17 protein-coding genes are annotated in these 22598 nt (G+C 45.2%); 3 read left to right on the top strand and 14 right to left on the bottom strand.

The annotated features are described in order from the left end of the window. Positions 1-13: 13 nt before the first annotated feature. The 4 genes from ACMXYV_RS01620 to glyA all read right to left on the bottom strand — a co-directional run bounded on the left by ACMXYV_RS01620 (position 14) and on the right by glyA (position 3678). Positions 14-682 carry a riboflavin synthase gene (locus tag ACMXYV_RS01620; RefSeq protein WP_415890057.1) on the bottom strand — a complete coding sequence of 223 codons (669 nt, stop codon included), beginning with the start codon at positions 680-682 and terminating at the stop codon, positions 14-16. Continuing rightward, positions 683-1822 (bottom strand): bifunctional diaminohydroxyphosphoribosylaminopyrimidine deaminase/5-amino-6-(5-phosphoribosylamino)uracil reductase RibD, encoded by a 1140-nt coding sequence (gene ribD / locus ACMXYV_RS01615; RefSeq protein ID WP_415890055.1) that lies wholly within the window; start codon positions 1820-1822, stop codon positions 683-685. Continuing rightward, positions 1819-2295: a transcriptional regulator NrdR gene (nrdR, locus tag ACMXYV_RS01610; RefSeq protein ID WP_415886730.1), complete on the bottom strand. Its 477-nt coding sequence runs from the start codon at positions 2293-2295 to the stop codon at positions 1819-1821. Before nrdR ends, ribD begins: the two co-directional genes overlap by 4 nt. Before the next feature lie 126 nt (positions 2296-2421). Beyond that, on the bottom strand, positions 2422-3678 hold the full coding sequence (gene glyA, locus ACMXYV_RS01605; RefSeq protein WP_415890053.1) for a serine hydroxymethyltransferase: 1257 nt from the start codon (positions 3676-3678) through the stop codon (positions 2422-2424). 310 nt (positions 3679-3988) lie between these two features. Here glyA and ettA point away from each other — a divergent pair, with 310 nt between their 5' ends. Next, entirely contained in the window at positions 3989-5653 is a 1665-nt protein-coding gene (gene ettA / locus ACMXYV_RS01600) for an energy-dependent translational throttle protein EttA (RefSeq protein ID WP_415890051.1), read from the top strand. Positions 5654-5709: 56 nt separating this feature from the next. On the opposite strand, the gene ACMXYV_RS01595 is transcribed toward ettA, so the two are convergent. Continuing rightward, a complete protein-coding gene (locus ACMXYV_RS01595; RefSeq protein ID WP_415890049.1) occupies positions 5710-6804 on the bottom strand; it encodes a GGDEF domain-containing protein in 1095 nt (364 codons plus the stop codon). A gap of 218 nt (positions 6805-7022) precedes the next feature. Between ACMXYV_RS01595 and ACMXYV_RS01590 the strand changes: the two genes are divergently transcribed. Beyond that, complete coding sequence (locus tag ACMXYV_RS01590; RefSeq protein WP_415890047.1) at positions 7023-7394, top strand: PilZ domain-containing protein; 372 nt, start codon at positions 7023-7025, stop codon at positions 7392-7394. Here ACMXYV_RS01590 and radA read toward each other — a convergent pair whose 3' ends face one another. Next, on the bottom strand, positions 7395-8774 hold the full coding sequence (radA, locus tag ACMXYV_RS01585; RefSeq protein ID WP_415890045.1) for a DNA repair protein RadA: 1380 nt from the start codon (positions 8772-8774) through the stop codon (positions 7395-7397). It lies immediately after the preceding gene. A gap of 146 nt (positions 8775-8920) precedes the next feature. Here radA and ACMXYV_RS01580 point away from each other — a divergent pair, with 146 nt between their 5' ends. After that, the gene (locus ACMXYV_RS01580) at positions 8921-10198 is read left to right on the top strand and encodes an O-acetylhomoserine aminocarboxypropyltransferase/cysteine synthase family protein (protein ID WP_415890044.1); all 1278 of its coding nucleotides are present in this window, start codon (positions 8921-8923) and stop codon (positions 10196-10198) included. A 74-nt stretch (positions 10199-10272) separates the two neighbouring features. Here the strand turns inward: ACMXYV_RS01580 and can are convergent, their stop codons facing one another. From can to aroK, 8 genes are all read right to left on the bottom strand, one after another. Continuing rightward, positions 10273-11001: a carbonate dehydratase gene (gene can / locus ACMXYV_RS01575; protein WP_415890042.1), complete on the bottom strand. Its 729-nt coding sequence runs from the start codon at positions 10999-11001 to the stop codon at positions 10273-10275. A gap of 54 nt (positions 11002-11055) precedes the next feature. After that, positions 11056-11523 carry an SHOCT domain-containing protein gene (locus tag ACMXYV_RS01570; RefSeq protein WP_415890041.1) on the bottom strand — a complete coding sequence of 156 codons (468 nt, stop codon included), beginning with the start codon at positions 11521-11523 and terminating at the stop codon, positions 11056-11058. A 60-nt stretch (positions 11524-11583) separates the two neighbouring features. Then, positions 11584-12648: a uroporphyrinogen decarboxylase gene (hemE, locus tag ACMXYV_RS01565; protein WP_415890039.1), complete on the bottom strand. Its 1065-nt coding sequence runs from the start codon at positions 12646-12648 to the stop codon at positions 11584-11586. A 603-nt stretch (positions 12649-13251) separates the two neighbouring features. Beyond that, positions 13252-14673 carry an FAD-dependent oxidoreductase gene (locus tag ACMXYV_RS01560; RefSeq protein WP_415890038.1) on the bottom strand — a complete coding sequence of 474 codons (1422 nt, stop codon included), beginning with the start codon at positions 14671-14673 and terminating at the stop codon, positions 13252-13254. A 75-nt stretch (positions 14674-14748) separates the two neighbouring features. Continuing rightward, entirely contained in the window at positions 14749-19200 is a 4452-nt protein-coding gene (gene gltB / locus ACMXYV_RS01555; protein ID WP_415890037.1) for a glutamate synthase large subunit, read from the bottom strand. A gap of 195 nt (positions 19201-19395) precedes the next feature. Next, on the bottom strand, positions 19396-20958 hold the full coding sequence (locus tag ACMXYV_RS01550) for an AAA family ATPase (protein ID WP_415890035.1): 1563 nt from the start codon (positions 20956-20958) through the stop codon (positions 19396-19398). A gap of 28 nt (positions 20959-20986) precedes the next feature. Beyond that, positions 20987-22081 carry a 3-dehydroquinate synthase gene (gene aroB / locus ACMXYV_RS01545; RefSeq protein WP_415890034.1) on the bottom strand — a complete coding sequence of 365 codons (1095 nt, stop codon included), beginning with the start codon at positions 22079-22081 and terminating at the stop codon, positions 20987-20989. Between the two features lie 10 nt (positions 22082-22091). Continuing rightward, positions 22092-22592, bottom strand: a complete 501-nt coding sequence (gene aroK, locus ACMXYV_RS01540) for a shikimate kinase AroK (RefSeq protein ID WP_415891412.1) — start codon at positions 22590-22592, stop codon at positions 22092-22094. Positions 22593-22598: the final 6 nt, after the last annotated feature.

The raw sequence follows: 22598 nt of genomic DNA, 5'->3' as shown, positions 1-22598 counted from the left end.
CTTCGTACCGTCGTTAGCGGTTAAAACCGTGAGCGATTAAGGTGCCCATTGTCAGACCCTGTTCGCTCTGTTCATTATTATCAGTTGTTTGACCATGACCAATTAAGCGCTCCAGATAGCGAGCGATAATATCCACTTCCAAGTGAATCTGTCGTCCCGTGACATATTCAGTCATGATCGTTTCTTGCGCCGTATGAGGCACAATATTCAATTCAAAGCAGTCACCGTCAAGGGCATTTACCGTCAAACTAATACCATCAACCGTCACCGAGCCTTTCGCTGCCAAATAACGTTGTATTGCTGCCGGCGCTTTGACACTAAAGCGAATAGAACGAGCATCTTCACTGCGCGATACTATTTCACCAATACCATCGACATGGCCTGTGACAATATGACCACCTAAGCGACTAGTCGGCATTAATGCCTTTTCCAGATTCACCCGCTCTCCAATAGCTAATGTATGGAAACGCGTATGAGCCAATGTTTCTCGAGAAACATCAGCAATAAAGCCATCACCTGGCAATTCTACTGCGGTTAAGCAAACACCATTAGTGGCGATGCTATCACCCAGTTTAACGTCCGCCAGATCCAATTGACCTGTACGAACATATAAGCGCATATCACCCGCTTGCTCTTCAATCGCTGCAATCGTACCTACAGCTTCAATAATACCGGTGAACATCTATGCATTTACTCCATATTGAGGCTGTAAGATCAGTTTTAGATCATCACCCAACATGCGACTATCTAACATCTGCAGCTCTACCTGCTCTGACATTTTAGTTAAGGGTAGCTCAAATAGTGGCTTAGCCTGACTTCCTAACAACTTCATCGCCATATAAACATGAAGTTCATCAGCCAGTTTTTGTTCTACAAACGCACCGGCCAACACAGAACCGGTTTCAACAAGCAGATCGTTACACTGCTCTTCAGAAGCGAGCAAACGTAACAAAGGCAATAAAGCCACTCGGCCGTTTTCCGCAGGCATCACTAGAACTTCTGCGCCTGCGTCCTTAAGTTTATTCTTCGCTATTGTATCATCAGTACAAGTGGCAATAAGCGTTCGCCCCGGCTGCTTAAGAATGGAAGCAGTCAGCGGCATCTGTAGATGACTATCCAAAACAACGCGTAATGGCTGTTTCTGTACGACATCCGCAACATTAGGCAGATTTAACTGCTCTTCGCGAACCGTCAGTGCTGAGTCATCTTGTAGAATTGAACCTATACCAGTCAGAATCACTGACGATTGAGCGCGCAATTTCTGTACATCACCACGTGCAGCAGGGCCAGTAATCCACTTGGATTCACCTGAAGCCATTGCTGTTCGGCCATCAAGGCTGATCGCAGATTTAACCCTAACAAAAGGCAAACCCGTTTCCATACGCTTGATAAAACCGGGGTTTAACGTTCGAGCTGATTCTTCAAGTAAACCCGATGTGGCTTCAATACCCGCTTCACGGAGCATAGTCATACCACGACCAGCAACCTGAGGGTTTGGATCAACCATCGCGGCAACTACTCGCGTCACGCCAGCTTTGATTAATGCGTCCGAACAAGGCGGTGTGCGACCGTAATGGCTACAAGGCTCTAAGGTTACATACGCTGTCGCCCCTTTCGCTTCATCACCTGCAGCACGAAGTGCATTCACCTCAGCATGGCCTTCACCTGCGCGATAATGGAAACCTTCACCCAGGATATTGCCTTGTTTGACTAACACGCAGCCAACACGCGGATTAGGTTGCGTGGTATATAGCCCCTCTTTCGCCAACTGAATGGCGCGGGCCATGTATTCGCGATCAGAGACAGACCAAGTCGCACTCACTTAGCAGCACCCTCAGTGTCATGCTCTTCCGATAAGCGTTCAATCTCAGCCTTAAACTCATTAATATCTTGAAAACTGCGGTACACAGAAGCAAAACGTACATAAGCAACTTCATCGAGTTTACGTAGTTCAGCCATCACTTCTTCACCAATCTGACGCGACGGTAGCTCGCGCTCACCTGTCGCACGTAAGCGATGCTTAATACGGTTAATACAAGCTTCAAACTCTTCGATAGAGACGGGACGTTTTTCTAACGCCCGATGAATACCTGCACGGAGTTTTTCATCGTCAAACGGTTGGCGAGAGCCATCAGCCTTAATTAGGCGAGGCATCAGCAGTTCTGCTGCTTCGTAGGTGGTAAAGCGCTCATTACAGTTAATACACTCGCGGCGTCGACGCACCTGCTGACCTTCGGCCACCAGTCGAGAATCGACCACTTTGGTTTCATTGGCATGGCAAAAAGGACAATGCATCAACTATTCCTGTGTAAAGAGCGTTTATCTTCTCTGAGCTTAATCGGAGAACAAAAAAGGGCGACCTTTTGGGTCGCCCGGGGATTGTACATTTTTCCGACTATAACTTACAGCCGGAACCCTGTTTTACTTGTATACAGGGAAACGTGCGCAGATCTCTTTAACTTGAGATTTCACACGCGCGATCACATCATCGTTGTTGATGTCATCAAGAATGTCGCAGATCCAGTTTGTTAGCTCTGTAACTTCCGCTTCTTTGAAACCACGGCGCGTTACAGCTGGCGTACCGATACGTAGGCCAGATGTTACAAACGGAGAACGTGGATCGTTTGGAACAGAGTTTTTGTTTACAGTGATGTTGGCACGACCTAGCGCTGCATCAGCATCTTTACCTGTAAATTCTTTGTCGATCATATCAACAAGGAATAGGTGATCATCAGTACCTTCAGAAACGATCTTAATTCCGCGCTTCATGAAAGTTTCAGCCATCGCCTGAGCGTTTTTAACAACCTGAGCTTGGTATTCTTTCCACTCTGGGTCCATTGCTTCTTTGAAGCATACCGCTTTACCAGCGATTACGTGCATCAATGGGCCGCCCTGAGATTCTGGGAATACAGCGAAGTTAAGTTTCTTCTGCAGATCTTCATCAGCATTGGCAGATAGGATCAAACCACCACGTGGACCACCAAGTGTTTTGTGAGTTGTTGTTGTAACAACGTCAGCTACACCGATTGGAGATGGGTAAACGCCTGCAGCAACAAGACCTGCGATGTGAGCCATATCAACAAATAGGTACGCGCCTACTTTGTCTGCGATATCGCGGAAACGCTGCCAGTCAACAACACGCGAGTATGCAGAGAAACCTGCAACGATCATTTTTGGCTTATGCTCTTCAGCTAGACGCTCAACTTCAGCGTAATCGATCTCACCCGTTTCTGGGTTTAGGCCGTACTGAACCGCATTGTAGATACGACCAGAGAAAGAAACTGCAGCACCGTGAGTCAAGTGACCACCGTGGGCAAGGCTCATACCTAGAACAGTGTCACCTGGCTGACAAAGCGCCATGTAAACAGCAGCGTTAGCTTGAGAGCCAGAATGTGGCTGAACGTTTGCGTAAGTCGCATCGAACAACTCTTTAGCACGATCAATCGCTAGCTGCTCAACAACATCTACGTGTTCACAACCACCGTAGTAACGCTTGTTAGGGTAACCTTCAGCGTATTTGTTAGTCAGCGCAGAACCCTGAGCTTCCATAACGCGAGGGCTAGTGTAGTTTTCAGACGCAATCAGTTCGATGTGCTCTTCCTGACGTACAGTTTCAGCCTGCATTGCAGACCATAGATCCGCGTCGAAATCAGCGATAGTCATATCTTTGCTAAACATAGGAGTTTCTGTCCCCTGAATACAATGTGGACCCTGTTCAGCTGCAATAACAACGGCAAAGCCGCCAGAACATTCCAGCGTAGAACCATGTGGGAATTGGGAAAGCGCGTATTATAGCGAAACATTTCCGCGGATACACTTGAATCATCCGCAAAACTGCTTCAATTTTATTCAATTAATCCAACAAACCGCCTTTCCTAGCTTGCTCTGTAGATCCTCCAATCGAAAAACTGCATCACGATAGCTATTCACAACTAATTTCCGGTAAAATCGACTGATTAATTTTTAACAAATAAGAGTTGAACCCTTCATGGCTCAATACGTTTATTCAATGAACCGCGTTGGCAAAATTGTTCCGCCAAAGCGTGAAATCCTGAAAGATATCTCTCTTTCTTTTTTCCCTGGCGCCAAAATCGGTGTATTGGGTCTGAATGGTGCGGGTAAATCTACCCTGCTAAAAATCATGGCTGGCTTAGATACCGATATTATCGGTGAAGCTCGCCCAATGCCTGGCATCAACGTAGGTTACCTGCCTCAGGAACCAGAACTAGACGAAACGAAAACAGTTCGCGAGATCGTTGAAGAGTCTGTTGCTGATGTAAAAGAAGCGCTAGATGGTCTAGAAGCTGTTTATGCAGCTTACGCAGAACCAGATGCTGACTTTGATGAATTGGCTAAGAAGCAAGCTGAATTCGAAAACCTAATCCAAGCTAAAGATGGTCACAACCTTGAAACAGCACTTGAACGTGCTGCAGATGCGATGCGCCTACCGGCTTGGGATGCAGAAGTTAAGCACCTATCCGGTGGTGAACGTCGCCGTGTAGCTTTATGTCGCTTACTACTAGATAAGCCTGACATGCTACTTCTAGACGAGCCAACCAACCACTTGGATGCTGAATCTGTTGCTTGGATCGAGCGTTTCCTTCAGGAATACCCAGGTACCGTTGTGGCGATTACCCACGACCGTTATTTCCTAGACAACGCTGCCGGTTGGATTTTGGAACTAGACCGTGGTCGCGGCATTCCATACGAAGGTAACTACTCGTCTTGGCTAGAGCAGAAAGAAGCTCGCCTAGAACAAGAAGCGAAGCAGGAAGCGGCTCACCGTAAATCTGTTTCTGCCGAACTTGAGTGGGTACGCCAAGGATCTAAAGGCCGTCAGTCTAAATCTAAAGCGCGTCTTAAGCAGTTCGAAGAGATGAACTCTAAAGAGTTCCAATCTCGTAATGAAACACAGGAAATCTATATTCCACCAGGACCACGCCTTGGCGATAAAGTTATCGATGCGAATGGTATTTCTAAAGCTTACGGTGACAAAGTTCTGTTTGAAGACCTAAGCTTCTCCATTCCACAGGGTGCTATCGTTGGTATTATCGGTGGTAACGGCGCAGGTAAATCCACGCTGTTCCGCATGATCGCAGGCGAAGAGCAGCCAGATTCTGGTGAGATCGAAATCGGTTCTACTGTACAGTTAGCTTACGTTAACCAGTCTCGCGATCTAAACGGCGACAAAACAGTGTTTGAGGAACTATCTGATGGTCAGGACATGATCACAGTAGGCAACTACACTACTCCTTCACGCTCTTACTGTGGACGCTTTAACTTCAAAGGCGGCGATCAGCAGAAGTTCGTTAAAGATCTTTCTGGTGGTGAGCGTAACCGTCTGCATATGGCGAAACTGCTTAAAGAAGGCGGCAACGTTCTGCTATTGGACGAACCGACCAACGACCTTGATATCGAAACACTACGTGCCCTTGAGGAAGCTCTTTTAGCATTCCCAGGTTGTGCGGTAGTTATTTCCCATGACCGTTGGTTCCTTGACCGTATTTGTACTCACATGCTGGCTTACGAAGGTGACTCCCACGTAGAGTTCTTCGAAGGTAACTACACTGAGTATCAAGCTGACTATAAACGCCGCTACGGCAAAGAACATCAGCCAGAGCGCATCAAGTACAAGCGTATGGCGGATCTATAGTCCCTATACCTATAAAAAAGCCGGGCAATGCCCGGCTTTTTTTGTTTTTTAGAAAATTAGCCTGCAATATTAACCTTATCTCGGCCCGTATCTTTAGCACTGTACAAGGCATCGTCAGAACGCTGCAACAGCGAATCCACATCATCTTCAGCCTTTAAGCTGGCCACCCCAATACTGGTGGTAAAACCAATTCTATCTCCTGAAGGAGTTTTCACTTGCTCATCGTGACAACCCAAGCGGATCTGCTCAGCTACTTCAACTGCCTGATTCGTATCCAGACCGGGAAGCACCATTAAGAACTCTTCACCACCGTACCGACAAACCAAATCCAATCTCTTACGAGCAGATTTCCGCATCACTTTAGCAAAACGTTTCAGTACGATATCGCCGGCTGCATGACCATAGGTGTCGTTAAAGCTTTTGAACTTATCTAGATCAAACAACAGAACACTCAACGGCTTACTCTGATCTCGCATCAGCTTGATATCGCCACTTAACTGCTCCATCGCCTGCCTTCTATTTGCCAACCCAGTAAGAGGATCTCGTGTCGCTTGTCGATATAAACCCAGCAACATATTCAGTTGATTCACAGCAGCCCAACAGGCAATTAAGCCCAGTACAGCCAACAACCAAAGACTGTTAATACCATCAATGGTACCTGCTAAGCCTCGGAACAGCTGAGTTATATACTCAACCACCAAAAGAGCAACCGCATAACCTAACGCTTCCAAAATAGACAGAGGGAAAACAGCCATCATGGTCATGATCATAAAGGGAAAGAAATGATAACCCGCCACAGTAAACTCATAACCATGGGCGATTAGCATGGAGCTTGAAACACACTGAAAAGCAGACAAAATGACGACTAGTAAAGCCAGCCTCAACTTCGCTAAACGCATGCTATAACGCTTATATCCCCACAGAGCCAAGCCCACACAAGCAAGCGCCGTTAGACCACGGGCATATGCGATTGAGAGCAACATATCCTCGGGCAATAGCAAATAATCCACCAGCAACCAAGCAGGCTGAATTAATGCGAGTAAAAGAGAGATAATCCGAATGCGACGAAAAAGAAAATGGCTACGAGTCTGGTTGAAATATCGAGAATGCCTACGACCGCTGGAGACATCCAAAAGCGCTTCTAACAACATATTAATTCTTACAACTTTATTTTTATTCTTGTTATATCACCTAGCCTGTTTGACTTAGTTTAGTCCAAAAACACAAGCTCAGCTTTAGAGATCAAACTATGACAAAGGCCTTTTATTTTCAAGGGTTATATTCGCGATTACATCTTGACCACAGTTTTTTTTGCAGTAATGTCTATAATTATATGAGCTAAATACACTTTTTCTTAGGAAGAATTGCTGTGACCACATCAGATACTGAACGCCGTCGTTTTACCCGTATTCACTTTGATGCTCAGACTGAATTGAAGCGAGATGATGAAACTTGGGATGTCACCTTAGTGGATATTTCTTTCAATGGTATTCTTGTAAAAAGTGAGCAACCACTAGCGCTACAAAAAGGAGATGAGGCTCAAGCCATCATTCATCTTCTCGGCGATGACATCGCCATCCGAACACCTGCAACTCTTGCCCATCAACGCGATAATGAGTACGGCTTTCTCATCGAAAACTTGGATCTTGATTCGCTGACCTTATTGCGCCGCCTAGTCGAACTTAACTTAGGCGACGAAACATTGCTGGAGCGCGAATTAGATCATTTTTTTGAAGACTAATTAGAGCGCCTCTAAGGCCTCTGTCAGTTTAGTAACAGCTACAACCTCCATGCCTTGAAGCTGCTCTTTAGGGACGTTTCCTTTAGGAACAATTGCACGTTTAAATCCGTGCTTAGCAGCTTCTCGGATTCGTTCCTGCCCATTCGGTACAGGCCTAATTTCGCCAGACAAGCCTACTTCACCAAACACCATCAAATCATGCGGTAAAGATTGATCACGGAAGCTGGACACAACCGCCAATAGCAACGCCAAATCGGCGCTCGTTTCTAAAACCTTTACGCCACCTACAACGTTAACAAAGACGTCCTGGTCACCCGTCATAATACCGCCGTGACGGTGCAATACAGCGAGTAACATAGCCATTCGGTTTTGCTCTAAACCTACAGCCACACGACGAGGGTTATTCATATGGGATTGATCAACCAACGCCTGAATTTCTACCAATAGAGGGCGAGTACCCTCCCAAACCACCATCACAACGCTCCCAGGGCTCGGACCTTCTTCACGGCTAAGGAAAATTGAACTTGGGTTTTTAACTTCCTTAAGACCGTTTTCGAGCATGGCAAAAACGCCCAACTCATTCACCGCACCAAAACGGTTTTTATGGGAGCGTAAAGTTCTAAAACGAGAATCAGATGAACCCTCAAGCTGAAGGGAACAGTCAATCATATGTTCCAAAACTTTCGGTCCAGCCAAAGAGCCATCTTTAGTCACATGACCTACAAGGAACAATACCGTACCTGTTTGTTTTGCATAACGAGTCAGATACGCAGCAGATTCTCTTACCTGAGAAACCGAGCCTGGAGCTGATTGAACATCAGCCATGTGCATAACTTGGATGGAATCAATGACCATTACTTTAGGCTGTAACTGTTGAGCCGTATTACAGATAGTTTCTACACTCGTTTCCGAGAGCATTTTTAATTTAGCTGTCGGCAAACCTAAACGATTGGCACGCATCGCCACTTGCTGCAAAGATTCTTCACCAGTCACGTAAAGTGCAGGCATCTGCTCAGCCAAAAAACACATCGTCTGTAACAACAAAGTACTTTTACCCGCGCCTGGATGGCCACCCATCAGAACAGCAGATCCAGGCACTAAACCACCACCAAGCACTCGATCCAGCTCGCTTGCTCCGGAAGTAAAGCGCGGCATCTCCTCTAGCGCTACTTCAGAGAGACTAACCACCTGATCTTTGCCAGCACCACCGGCATAACCATCAAAACGCACATTACGCGCTTCATTCGTGGAAGTCTTCGCAGTCGCTAAACGCACCTCAGTTAAAGTGTTCCAAGCATTACAGGCGGTACACTGCCCTTGCCACTTAGTGTAATCAGCTCCACAGTCATTACATACGTAGGCTGTTTTTTGGCGTGCCATTACTCTCTCCAAAGCTTTATCTATAAGTAAGAATTCTACCCAACACTCTGCTTATAACCTATAGGTCTTTTCTTATTTTATGATTGCTCTACAATCAAACGCCTACATAAGAATAAGGGTAAACCCCTGCATCAAAGGAGATGTACATGAAACTGGAAACAATTGCCGTTCACGGTGGCTACTCCCCAGACCCAACAACCAAAGCCGTTGCGGTTCCGATCTATCAAACTACATCTTATGCTTTTGATGATGCACAGCATGGTGCTGACCTTTTCGACCTGAAAGTCGAAGGTAATATTTATACCCGCATTATGAACCCGACCACTGACGTACTTGAAAAACGTCTAGCTGAAATGGAAGGCGGTATCGCTGCACTTGCAGTTGCTTCCGGTATGGCAGCAATCACATACGCAATTCAAACGATCGCAGCGACTGGAGATAATATTATCTCTACCAGCGAATTGTACGGGGGCACCTACAACCTGTTTGCTCACACTCTACCTCACCAAGGCATCGAAGTTCGTTTTGCTAACAAAGATGATATTAGTGAGATCGAGAGTAAAATCAATGCAAACACTAAAGCCCTTTTCTGTGAATCGGTGGGCAACCCATCAGGCGGTATCGCAGATATTGAAAAGCTAGCCGATGTAGCACATCGCAATGGCATTCCACTGATTGTGGATAACACGGTACCAAGCCCTGCTATGTGGCGCCCAATCGAACATGGTGCCGACATCGTTGTACACTCTGTTACAAAATATATCGGCGGCCACGGTAACTCTATTGGTGGCGTGGTTATCGATTCAGGTAAATTCCCGTGGGCAGATAATGCTGAACGTTTCCCACTGCTGAACACACCTGACGCTTCTTACCATGGTGTTGTCTATACCGAAGCCCTTGGCCCAGCCGCTTATATTGGTCGCTGTCGTGTAGTGCCCCTTCGCAACACCGGCGCCGCCATTTCCCCTATGAATGCCTTCATGATCCTACAAGGTCTAGAAACTCTAGCCCTACGCATGGAACGCATCAACGAAAACAGCGCAAAAATTGCTAACTTTCTAGAGCAACACGATCAGGTTAGCTGGGTTAAATATGCAGGCCTTGAAAGCCATAAAGACTACGACCTTGCTCAGAAATATCTGAACGGTCAGGCATCCGGTATTATCAGTTTTGGTCTTAAAGCTGGCCGAGCAGCTACAGCGCCGTTCTATGATGCTCTGCAGATTTTCACCCGACTGGTAAACATCGGTGACTGTAAATCTCTTGCTGCCATCCCTGCTGAAACAACACACCGTCAGCTCAATGATGAGGAACTGGCATCAGCTGGTGTATCACCTGAGATGGTTCGTTTATCGGTAGGTATTGAACACGCTGATGATCTGATTGCAGATCTAGAACAAGCACTCGCTGCCGTGAATAAATAACTCCCTATTCAGGACGGGACATTGATACAAAAAAGGCCGCTAAATATGCGGCCTTTTTCTTATCCCATCAGAACTCAATTAAAAATCGATTTAACTTTATTCCACATGGTACGTGCATTTTCTTCTGGTGCCTCAGGTGACTGAGCCAGCTCACGCAGTTTATGCATTTTATTCATTGCCAACTGATACTGCTCTCTAACATCTTCAGCACTGGATGCATTGAACTCAAGATCATTTACTAAGCCATCTCTTAAACCATAGATCCAACCATGTACGGTTATCTCCTGATCATTAGCCCAAGCTTGCTGCAGAATTGTGGTTTCACAAAGGTTCATCGATTGCTCAATTACATTTAGCTCACACAGACGATCTAACTGCTGGTGCGAATCAGCCCAAGTAGACAGGAAGTCTTTATGTTTGTCATAAACACGACGAATATTACGCAGCCAATTATCGATCAGCCCATGAGGCTCATCTTCGATAGAAGCTGCCACACCACCACAACCATAGTGCCCAACTACCATAATGTGCTTAACCTTAAGCACTTCTACCGCGTATTGAACGACTGACAGACAATTCATATCCGTATGCACCACAACGTTTGCAACGTTACGATGAACAAACAGCTCGCCCGGCATCATGCCAACGATCTCGTTAGCAGGCACACGGCTATCAGAACAACCAATCCACAGATATTCAGGTGATTGCTGCTGTGCTAACGTTTCAAAAAACTGCGGGTCTTCCTGATTTATTTTTTCCGCCCATTCGCGGTTGCTTTCTAAAAGATGAGTAAGCTTGTTCATTAATCACTACTTATAAAAAAGCTGGCATAAAGCCAGCTTAAACCTTTTAAACAATTAACTCTTAGACAAAGCTTTTTTACGAGAAGCGTTATATTCGTCTTCCGTAATAAGCCCTTTTTCTTTTAACTGTTTAAGTTCTTCCAATCGATTTTCTAGCGTTTGAGAAGCTTCCGCCAACTGCTCTTCACTACAACCCTTATTTTGGCGTAACGTATCAATACGCACTAATCGGGTATCTGCGGCAGCCAGCGCATTTTTATAGTTGCTATTTTTAGCAATCAAATTGAACGGGAACCATAAAATACCATCCAGCATATCTTTGCCAGTGACATCATTCTTATCTTGATTTACTGCATTGATAATTGCCTGGACACGCACCTGTTCAGCTGTTAGCTGCTGGCAATTCATAGTTTCATCAGTCGCACCATAAGCTGTAACCACCTCATGATTAGCACTACCTGCACAACCTGCCAATAGAACTACTGAGGAAATAATGACTGGAGTTAAAGCTTTCTTAAACATTAAAAACATCCTTGAGTTTAATTTAAATTTTGTTTGAAGCTATCATCTGCTTCAAAAATTCTATTTATGATACTTCGCACTTAGTTCGTGTACCGCATCAACAAATGCTTTCGGCTGCGCTGGATCTACAAACTGGTGAATACCATGACCGAGGTTAAATACGTGACCTGAACCGTTGCCATATTGGCCTAAGATGAACTCTACTTCTTGTTCAATTCGACTTGCTGGTGCATAGAGAACACTTGGATCCATGTTACCTTGAAGAGCAACTTTGTCACCAACACGTGCACGTGCATTACCGATGTCTGTTGTCCAATCTAGACCCAGCGCATCAGAACCTGCTTCAGCCATCGCTTCTAGCCACTGGCCACCATTCTTAGTAAACATGATCACTGGCACTTTACGGCCATCATGCTCACGAATCAGGCCATCAACGATCTGTTTCATGTACTTAAGCGAGAACTCTTGGTAACAAGGGCCACTTAGTGCACCGCCCCAAGTATCAAAGATCTGTACAGCTTGAGCACCTGAACGAATCTGCTCGTTCAAGTAAGTCGTTACAGACTGAGCTAGTTTATCTAGCAATGCATGCATAATTTCAGGCGTCGCATACATCATCTGCTTAACATGACGGAAGTCTTTACTAGAACCACCTTCAACCATGTAAGTTGCAAGCGTCCAAGGGCTACCAGAGAAACCAATCAGTGGTACACGACCGTTTAACTCACGACGGATCTCTTTAACCGCATTCATTACGTAATCAAGATCCGTGGCTGCATCTGGAACAGGCAGATCAGCTACATCTTTTTCTGTACGGATAATCTTTTTAAAACGTGGACCTTCACCAACTTCAAAGTAAAGCCCTAGACCCATAGCATCCGGAATTGTCAGGATATCTGAAAATAAGATTGCAGCATCTAGGTCATAACGCTCTAAAGGCTGAATTGTAACTTCACAAGCCAATTCTTTATTTTTGCAAAGGCTTAGAAAATCACCTGCTTTCGCGCGAGTCTCACGGTACTCTGGAAGGTAACGACCCGCCTGACGCATCATCCAAACAGGAGTAGCATCTACAGGTTCACGAAGTAATGCACGTAGGAAACGATCGTTTTTCAATTCAGCCATTTGTGTCAGCCACTTATATCTTGTAAATTCGAATTGGCCGCTATTTTAACGATTTTTACGAGGAATTACCTGTGATTCCATCCTTCATTAACTAACTTTGTGATCTAAGTTTGAAAAAATACTGTCTGTTGATGTTTTTGGTGGTTTTAACGGGCTGCCAATCTCAAACAATTAAGCCCACAAATCTTGTTCCTGCTAGGCTAGCAGTATTTCAGAAGGAAACGGTTTGGTTGCACACTAGCCCTGCCAATGCACAGAAAGCTCAAACCTTTAACAATAAACTGAAGACTAGATTAGCCTTGTATGGCGCTAAAGATATTCGAACATTAGACCCGTCAGAATCACCTCTAACAGGGCTAATTATTCAAAGCCGAATAGCTCCGTTAAATGGACAGCTAAGATATCAGATGCGGATTAGCAGGAATCAAAGGGAACTCATCTCAGCAGATTACCCTGTCAAATTAACCAATAGCGACCAGTTAGCTATCAATGATTTCTTAAGCAGTATTCACTATAAGATTATCAATGCTGATCAGTATTTTTAGGCAAAAAAAATCCGGTCTTCTTAGAAGTACCGGATTTTTCAAGCGAATTTGTTAGAAATTAAACTTCCAAGTAATCCAGCATACCTTCAGCAGCTTTACGACCTTCAGCAATCGCAGTTACTACTAGATCAGAACCACGTACCATATCACCACCTGCGAATACTTTTTCGTTAGTAGTCTGGAATGGAAATGCATTCTGCTCTGGCGCTTTAACACGGCCATCTTCATGCAGATCGATACCAAAATCAGCAAACCATGGTGCTGGGCTAGGGCGGAAACCAAATGCCACAAGAATAGCATCCGCTTCTAGAACCTCTTCAGAACCTGGAACGACTTCAGCACGACGACGACCATTTTCGTCAGGCTCACCCATCTGCGTGCTAACAACTTTGATACCAGTTACTTTGCCGTTTTCACCTACAACTTCAACAGGCTGGCGGTTGAACTGGAACTGTACGCCTTCTTCACGCGCATTTTCCACTTCTTTCTTAGAACCAGGCATGTTCGCTTCGTCACGACGGTAGGCACAGATTACAGACTCAGCGCCCTGACGGATAGATGTACGGTTACAGTCCATTGCAGTGTCACCACCACCAAGCACAACAACCTTCTTACCTTTCAGGTCAATGAAGCCGTTTTCATCTTGTTCAAAGCCAAGGCAGTTATTCACATTAGAGATCAAGAACGGAAGTGCATCATATACACCATCTAGATCTTCACCTGGGAAGCCACCTTTCATGTATGTGTATGTACCCATACCTAGGAATACTGCATCGTATTGATCGATCAGATCCTGCATCTGAACATCTTTACCTACTTCAGTATTCAGACGGAACTCTACGCCCATCTCGGTAAAGATTTCACGACGGCGGGACATTACGTCTTTTTCCAGCTTAAATTCTGGAATACCGAACGTTAGAAGACCACCGATCTCTGGGTTACGATCAAATACAACAGGTTTAACGCCATTACGTACAAGAACGTCTGCAGCTGCAATACCTGCTGGGCCTGCACCAATCACTGCAACTTTTTTATCAGTCTTTGGTGCCTGAGACATGTCAGGCTTCCAACCCATCGCGAATGCAGTATCAGTAATGTACTTTTCTACAGAACCGATTGTTACCGCACCAAAGCCATCATTCAGTGTACAAGCACCTTCACATAGACGGTCTTGCGGACAAACACGACCACAAACTTCTGGCAAAGAGTTAGTCTGGTGACTTAACTCAACCGCTTCAATAATGTTCCCTTCAGAAATTAGCTTAAGCCAATTAGGGATATGGTTGTGTACAGGACACTTCCAAGAACAATATGGGTTACCACACTCTAAACAACGGTGTGATTGTTCAGATGCTTCTTCTTTCGCAAACGGCTCGTAGATCTCACCAAAGCCTTCTTTACGTACATCTGCATCAATTTTCTGTGGTCCTTTACGACCCACATCGAGGAACTGAAAATCGTTGTTCAAACGGTCAGCCATAATCCTCACCTCTTAAAAGCAGCCCTTAACAGCAGGGCTGCGGATTATTCTTCATCTACTTTAATGGATCTGTTCTTACTCAGGGCGAGTACGAATACTCGTCAACAGATCATTCAGGCTTGCAGCTTTTGGTTTAACCAACCAGAAGCGACCGATGTAATCATCAAGGTTATCGATGATCTCTTGGCCCCATGCACTGCCTGTCTCTTTAGTGAACTCAATGATCACAGAGCGCAGATGATTTTTGTAAGCTTCCATATTTTCAGTGTGGATACGCTGAATCTCTACTAGCTCGTGGTTATATTTATCCACGAAGCTGTTATCCATATCCAAAACGTAAGCAAAGCCACCTGTCATACCAGCACCGAAGTTGTAGCCCGTAGAGCCCAACACAGTAACCAGACCACCCGTCATGTATTCACAACAGTGATCACCAGCACCTTCAACGACAGCATGTACACCAGAGTTACGTACACCGAAACGCTCGCCTGCTTGACCCGCGGCAAACAGCTTACCGCCAGTTGCACCGTATAGGCAGGTATTACCCATGATGGCAGTTTCATTAGACTTAAATGTTACTTCATCAAATGGGCGGATAACGATCTTACCGCCAGCCATACCTTTACCAACGTAGTCGTTAGCATCACCTTCGAGGTATAGGTTCTGACCACCAGCGTTCCAAACACCGAACGACTGACCCGCGTGACCTTTAAAGTTAAAGGTAACAGGCTGATCACTCATGCCAAGGTTGCCGTGCTGTTTAGCAATTGCACCAGAAGTACGAGCACCTACCGAACGATCACAGTTAGTGATAACCAGTTCGTATTCACCACCCGTCTTGTCAGTAATCGCTTTTTCAGCAAGCTCTAACATCTGAGTATTCAATTCAGCCAGATCGTAAGGCTCGTTACGCTCTACCTGACAAGTGTTAGGGAATTCATCTCCAGCAGATGTCAGAATTGGAGATAAGTCCAAGTTCTTCTGACGCGGTGTTTCACCGTCTAGAATCTCTAGAAGATCGACACGACCTACTAGCTCTTCCATCGAACGAACACCTAGCTGTGCCATTAACTGGCGAGTTTCTTCAGCAACAAAACGGAAGAAGTTCTTAACCATCTCTACCGTACCGCGGAAGTGGTCTTCACGCAGTTTATCGTTCTGAGTAGCAACACCGGTCGCACAGTTATTCAAGTGACAGATTCGTAGGTACTTACAACCCAATGCAACCATTGGCATTGTACCGAAACCAAAGCTCTCAGCACCTAGGATCGCGCCTTTAACAACATCCAAGCCAGTCTTCAGACCGCCGTCTGTTTGTAGACGTACCGAACCGCGTAGTTGGTTACCACGTAGAGACTGGTGCGCATCAGCAAGGCCAAGCTCCCATGGGGAACCTGCGTAATGGATAGATGTCATTGGTGACGCAGCGGTACCACCATCGTAACCAGAGATAGTGATCAAATCTGCGTATGCTTTAGCAACACCACATGCGATCGTGCCTACACCTGGACGAGATACCAGTTTCACAGAAACTAGCGCTTCCGGGTTAACCTGTTTAAGGTCAAAGATTAACTGCGCCAAGTCTTCGATAGAGTAGATATCGTGGTGTGGCGGAGGTGAAATTAGCGTCACGCCTGGTACAGAGTAACGTAGACGCGCAATCAGGCTATTAACCTTACCACCAGGTAGCTGACCACCTTCACCCGGCTTAGCACCTTGAGCTACTTTGATCTGCATAACCTCAGCGTTAGATAGGTATTCCGGTGTCACACCGAAACGACCCGAAGCAACCTGCTTGATTTTAGAACGCTTCATAGTGCCGTGACGAGCAGCATCTTCACCACCCTCACCGGAGTTAGAACGGCCACCAAGTTCGTTCATCGCCACAGCAAGCGCTTCATGAGCCTCTGGAGACAATGCACCTAGGGACATCGCAGCAGAGTCAAAGCGAGTGAATATATTGTCAGCCGGCTCTACCTCATCAATGGAGATAGATTTAACATCTTTACGCAAGCCCAGCATGTCACGCAGAGTTGCGTAACCGCGGTTGTTAACCAGCTCAGCATAGCGTTGGTAAGCTTCAGGATTACCAGTTTCTACCGCTTCATGGATAGTCTTAACTACGTCTGGGTTATAAGCATGGTATTCGCCATCGTGCTTATACTTCAGCAAACCACCGGCCTGAATTGGCTTACGCGCAGTCCAGGCTTCTTTCGCTAGTAGACCCTGCTCAAATTGGAAGTCCTCGAAACGAGCACCTTCAATACGGCTAGTAACACCTTTGAAACATAGATCAACAATTTCAGAGCTAAGACCGATCGCTTCAAATAGCTGTGCACCACGGTAAGAAGCGATAGTAGAGATACCCATCTTAGATAGGATCTTCATCAAGCCTTTGTTGATGCCCTTACGGTAGTTCTCATGAGACTGAAGCGGATCAATTTGGATTTCGCCTGCAGCACAAAGATCGTTAAGAACACGGTAAGCAAGGTATGGGTAAACAGCTGTCGCACCAAAACCAAACAATACTGCGAAGTGATGAGGGTCACGAACCGTACCACTTTCTACAACGATATTGGCATCACAACGCAAACCTTTATCAACTAGGCGGTGATGCACTGCACCTGTAGCCAAAGCAGCGTGAACGGGTAGGCAACCACGAGCGATATTAGCATCGCTTAGTACGAGAATGACTTTGCCATCACGAGCAGTTTGTTCAGCTTGATCTGCAATAGACTTGATAGCATCCTCAAGAGAGATCTCTTCAGGATTATAGTTCAGATCAATTTGCGCAACTTCAAAGCCTGGCTCTTGGTTATCACGCAGGCGGTTAAATTTGCTTGCAGATAGTACAGGCGTAGTCAGAATCACACGACGAGCATGTTCTGGTGTTTCTTCGAACACATTCTGCTCAGAGCCGATACAAGTTTCCAACGACATAACGATCGCTTCACGCAGAGGATCGATAGGTGGGTTAGTAACCTGAGCAAATTGCTGACGGAAATAGTCATACAAAGAACGTACACGGTCTGATAGGACAGCCATTGGCTTGTCATCACCCATAGAACCGATTGCCTCCATACCACTCTCACCAAGTGGACGTAGGATCTGGTCGCGTTCTTCAAAAGTAACTTGGAACATTTTCATGTGAGTTTTGATCTCGTCCGCTGACATAGCAGGGAACGATTTAGACTCTTCGTCCAAGTTCATAGTTTGCTCTAGGCGTAGAGCATTCTCTTTCAACCATTTTTTGTATGGCTGAGCAGTTTTAAGACGGTTATCTACATCTTGAGTATGTAGAACATCACCTGTCTGCGTATCGATGGCCAAGATCTGGCCCGGACCTACGCGGCCCTGAGCGACAATATCTTCTGGCTGATAGCTGAATACGCCGATTTCAGATGCTGTACAGATATAACCTTGTTTGGTCATTACCCAACGAGATGGACGCAGACCGTTACGATCAAGCATACATACAGCAAAGCGACCATCAGTCATTACCATACCCGCAGGACCATCCCATGGTTCCATGTGCATAGAGTTGAAGTCATAGAATGCACGTAGATCTGCATCCATAGTTTCAACATTCTGCCATGCTGGCGGCACGATCATACGTACTGCACGGTAGATATCCATGCCACCAACCAATAGGAATTCAAGCATGTTATCCATACTTGAGGAGTCAGAACCTGTAGTATTAACAATAGGTTGCAGATCATCTAGGTTAGGTAGTAGATCTGTAGCAAATTTGCTTGCACGTGCTTTAGCCCAATTACGGTTACCTTCAACAGTATTGATCTCACCGTTATGTGCTAAGAAACGGAAAGGCTGAGCTAAAGGCCAGCGCGGTGCAGTGTTAGTAGAGAAACGCTGATGGTAAGTACATACAGCTGTTTCTAGACGCGGATCTGCCAAATCTTTAAAGAACACAGGTAGATCAACAGGCATCGTTAAACCCTTATAGGAGATAACTTTGTCTGAGAAACTACAAATGTAGAAATCTTCATCAGCTGACATTGCAATTTCAGCTTTACGGCGCGCAGTAAACAAGCTGATTGCTAGTTCACGTTCAGTTTTGCTTGCCGCAGTAATAAAGACCTGTTCGATGAGTGGCAGGGTATCTTTTGCGATAGGCCCTAGACAAGATTCATCGGTTGGAACCACACGCCATCCAGCAACTTCAAGACCTTGGTCAGTAATCGCTGTATTTACTGCACTACGCGCTGCTTCTGCTTTCGCTGCATCACGTGGCAAAAATACCATACCAACCGCATAAAATTCGCCTAAATCGGTGTTAAATTCTTCCTGCGCAACGGTACGCAAAAAACCATCTGGTTTTTGCATCAACAGGCCACAACCGTCACCTGTTTTACCATCTGCCGCAATGCCACCACGGTGTGTCATGCACGCTAGTGCTTCGATCGCTTTTTCTAGCAGATCGTGACTCGCTTGGCCTTGCATGTGTGCCATAAGGCCAAAGCCGCAGTTATCTTTGAATTCACCGGGGCGATAAAGACCTTTGCTCATAAGCCATTCCCACTTAAAAATACTTAAAAATCAATATCTTAATAATTCTTTTTGCTGCAATATATGCGCCACTCAGCAAAAAGGGACAGCTATTCTACACGCGAAGTGGGTTTGGGACAAATTTCAAACAGTTGCCCAAGGATACAAGGAAGGTGACAGCCCACTCAAAAAACAAGCTATCTATTTGTTTTTAAATTACTTTTTGCTTTTAATATCTATTTTTACACCCTGAATACTTCTAGCCCAAGGTTTCACATTTTGCAGCTCTTTTGGTAATTTCCTAATGGCTGCGTTCGCGATATCTCTATTAGCAAACTTACCATGCACAACTACGTGCCACGGCTGCCCTTTATATATTGTAGAGAAGTGGTAAAAATCACTCGGTTTTTTCTGTGATTTGATAAAACCAAGAGCACTTTCTTCTGACCTAGCACCTAACATTTGCAAGGTATAACCTTTATCAGGCCAATTCATCAATGCGTGCTCACTTTGACTCAAACCTTTCGCTACAGCTGTCACTGCCTTAGATTTTTTCTCTTGTTGCTTAGCCTTTGGAGCCGGAGTTGTAACAGAAGGTTGCGTTTCGCCACTCGCCTGAACAACTGCTCTAAGGTCTTTTTCCAACTGAGCCGTATCCACTTTGGATACTTCCGGAGTACTAACAGCAGGCACTGAAACAACTTCTACTTGAGTAGATTTCCCAACCTCTATAACTGGCTTAGGCTTCGTGTCAGCAATATTTGGCGGCACAGGTTCAACCACTTTTGGTTGAGTTGCACTGCTTAGTTTATCTTCCTGTTCTTTTAATCGTGCTGAGAGCTCTTCTCTGACAGGGACCACTTCTTCAGCAGCATTTTCGGACTGGACAGCTTTATTTTTTCGACCGCCATCTACTATAATTGCCTCTGCTTGCTCAGCGGAAGCTGGCACCACTAAAGGAACGGACACTCGCTCTTCCACTGCCACTTGCTGATCATCAGTCGGCTCTTCAGGCATAAATTTCCACAGCGATACGCCCACGATACCTACTAAGACAATAGCAATACCCATCATATGAATGGGCGGCAGCGGAAATGCAGTTTTTTTCCGCGGAGGGACTGTAATTTTACCACCAGCAAGCAACGTTTCAATTCGTCCTGGCATACCACCAGATAGGGAGATCAAATCTGCTTTTTTCTTTTCAGGAAGCGATGTCAGCGCTGGATGGCAAATCTGTAGATATTCAGCAGCTTCTTCATCAGACATACCTTCTATTGCGACATGATGAACACGTCCTTCCATCGCTTTAACTAGATCTGTAGCTAATAGGGCTTCTGCATAGGAAGGCTCAGACATCAGAATTAGCTGCGCACCTGCGGTGTGCAAATTCATCAGTAATTCAAATGCCTCATTTGACAGGTATTCCGCATCATCAATAAGAATCAGGCATTTCTGTCCAGCAGAATTTAGCGCTTTTAGTTGAAGATGGAAAACTTTCAACTGATCGGCAAATCCTGTTCCGGTCGCATCATGACTTGGCAGTTGACCAATAAGGGACTCAAGAAGCTTTTGCTGCGACAACTCTGCTTCAGGCTTTATAAAGCAGCTACAAAGAGTTGTATCACCCTTTTCTGGATGGAGTTGATCCAACAAAGTACTTTTTCCAGCACCTCTATCGCCTGATACTAATAGCAAAAAATCAGAAAACCTGACCAAGTGCTTTAATTTATCTAGCAATTGAAGACGGCTTGGCGGTTCAAAGTAAATATTTGACTTCATCAGAAAGGATCAACTCTTAAATCATTGACTAACAGCAGCTACCTAACTTTTTACCCGCAGATAAGGTTTGGTCTAATAACTCCGCTGGAAAATCTGAAGTTACAATTGCTTTACCAACTTCTTGAAGCAGAACAAGACGAATACTGCCATCAATAACCTTTTTATCCACAAGCATCAAATCTTTAAAAGTATCAATCCCCATAGACTCAGGCGGATACACAGGAAGATTAGCAGCCTCAAGTATCTTCCTAATTCGATCGACATCAGAAGATGAAATCCAACCCAAGCGACAAGAAAGATCTGCCGCCATCATTGTTCCAGCACCAACAGCTTCACCATGAAGCCATTCACCATAGCCTTGGTTAGCCTCAATCGCATGACCAAATGTATGCCCTAGGTTCAACCAGGCTCGAATACCAGCCTCTTTCTCATCTTGCGCAACCACTTCAGCTTTAACAGCACATGAACGATAAATCGCCTGCTCAAGAAGGTCTGACTGTAACCCCATCAAGCCATCAATATGATCTTCTAAATAACATAGAAAAGCTTCATCGTAAATCAAGCCATACTTGATCACTTCTGCCATACCTGCAGATAGTTCTTTTTCAGGCAGGGTATTTAATACATCAGTATCAATCACAACACATTGGGGCTGATGAAACGCTCCAATCATGTTCTTACCTTGAGGATGGTTAACACCTGTTTTCCCACCTACTGAAGAATCAACCTGAGAAAGCAAAGTTGTCGGAACTTGAACAAAGTTCACTCCGCGCTGGTAACACGCAGCAGCAAATCCCGTCATATCCCCAATAACACCTCCGCCAAGCGCGATAAGTGTTGTAGTTCTGTTATGACGATTTTCTAATAAAGCATCAAAAATCGTGTTGATTTGATCCATATTCTTATACTGTTCGCCATCCGGAAGAATCACAGCATCTAATTGAAACTGCCCTTCCAATGTCTTTTTCAGGCGATCAAGATATAAAGGAGCAATGGTCTCATTCGTCACGATTAGAACCTGCCTACCCTTTATATACGGAGCCATAAGCCCTTGATCCAGTAAACCTTGCCCAATAAAAATAGGGTAACTTCGATCACCCAGATCAACTTTTAATGTTTGCATAGAAAATTGCTTACTCCGCATCAAGCGGCGACTTTGCCTTTAGTTGTTTAATAATGTCACTAGCGACTGTTTTGGGATGACGTTTATCAGTCCTGACAGTTATATCAGCACAATCAAGATATAACGGATGGCGTTCAGCCATAAGCGACTCTAACACAGCCCTAGGGTTTTCAGTTTGAAGCAAAGGTCTATTTTTGTCGCGAGAGGTTCTATCTAATTGCTGATCCACTGAAGTTTCTAAATACACCACTGTTCCATTCGACTGCAATACAGCCCGATTAGCAGCTCTTAAAACAGCCCCGCCGCCGGTAGAAAGGACAATAGATTTATCTTCCGTGAGTTCCTTTATTACGCTTTCTTCTCTATCCCTGAAGCCCGTTTCGCCTTCTACATCGAAGATCCAAGGTATATCAGCACCAGCACGATTTTCTATTTCACGATCAGAATCAACAAATTCTAATTTTAATTCTTGAGATAACAAACGGCCTATGGTGCTTTTTCCAGCTCCCATAGGCCC

The organism is Neptuniibacter sp. SY11_33, from assembly GCF_047778025.1.
GTDB lineage: Bacteria > Pseudomonadota > Gammaproteobacteria > Pseudomonadales > Balneatricaceae > Neptuniibacter.
This window is presented reverse-complemented; position numbering and strand designations above follow the sequence as displayed.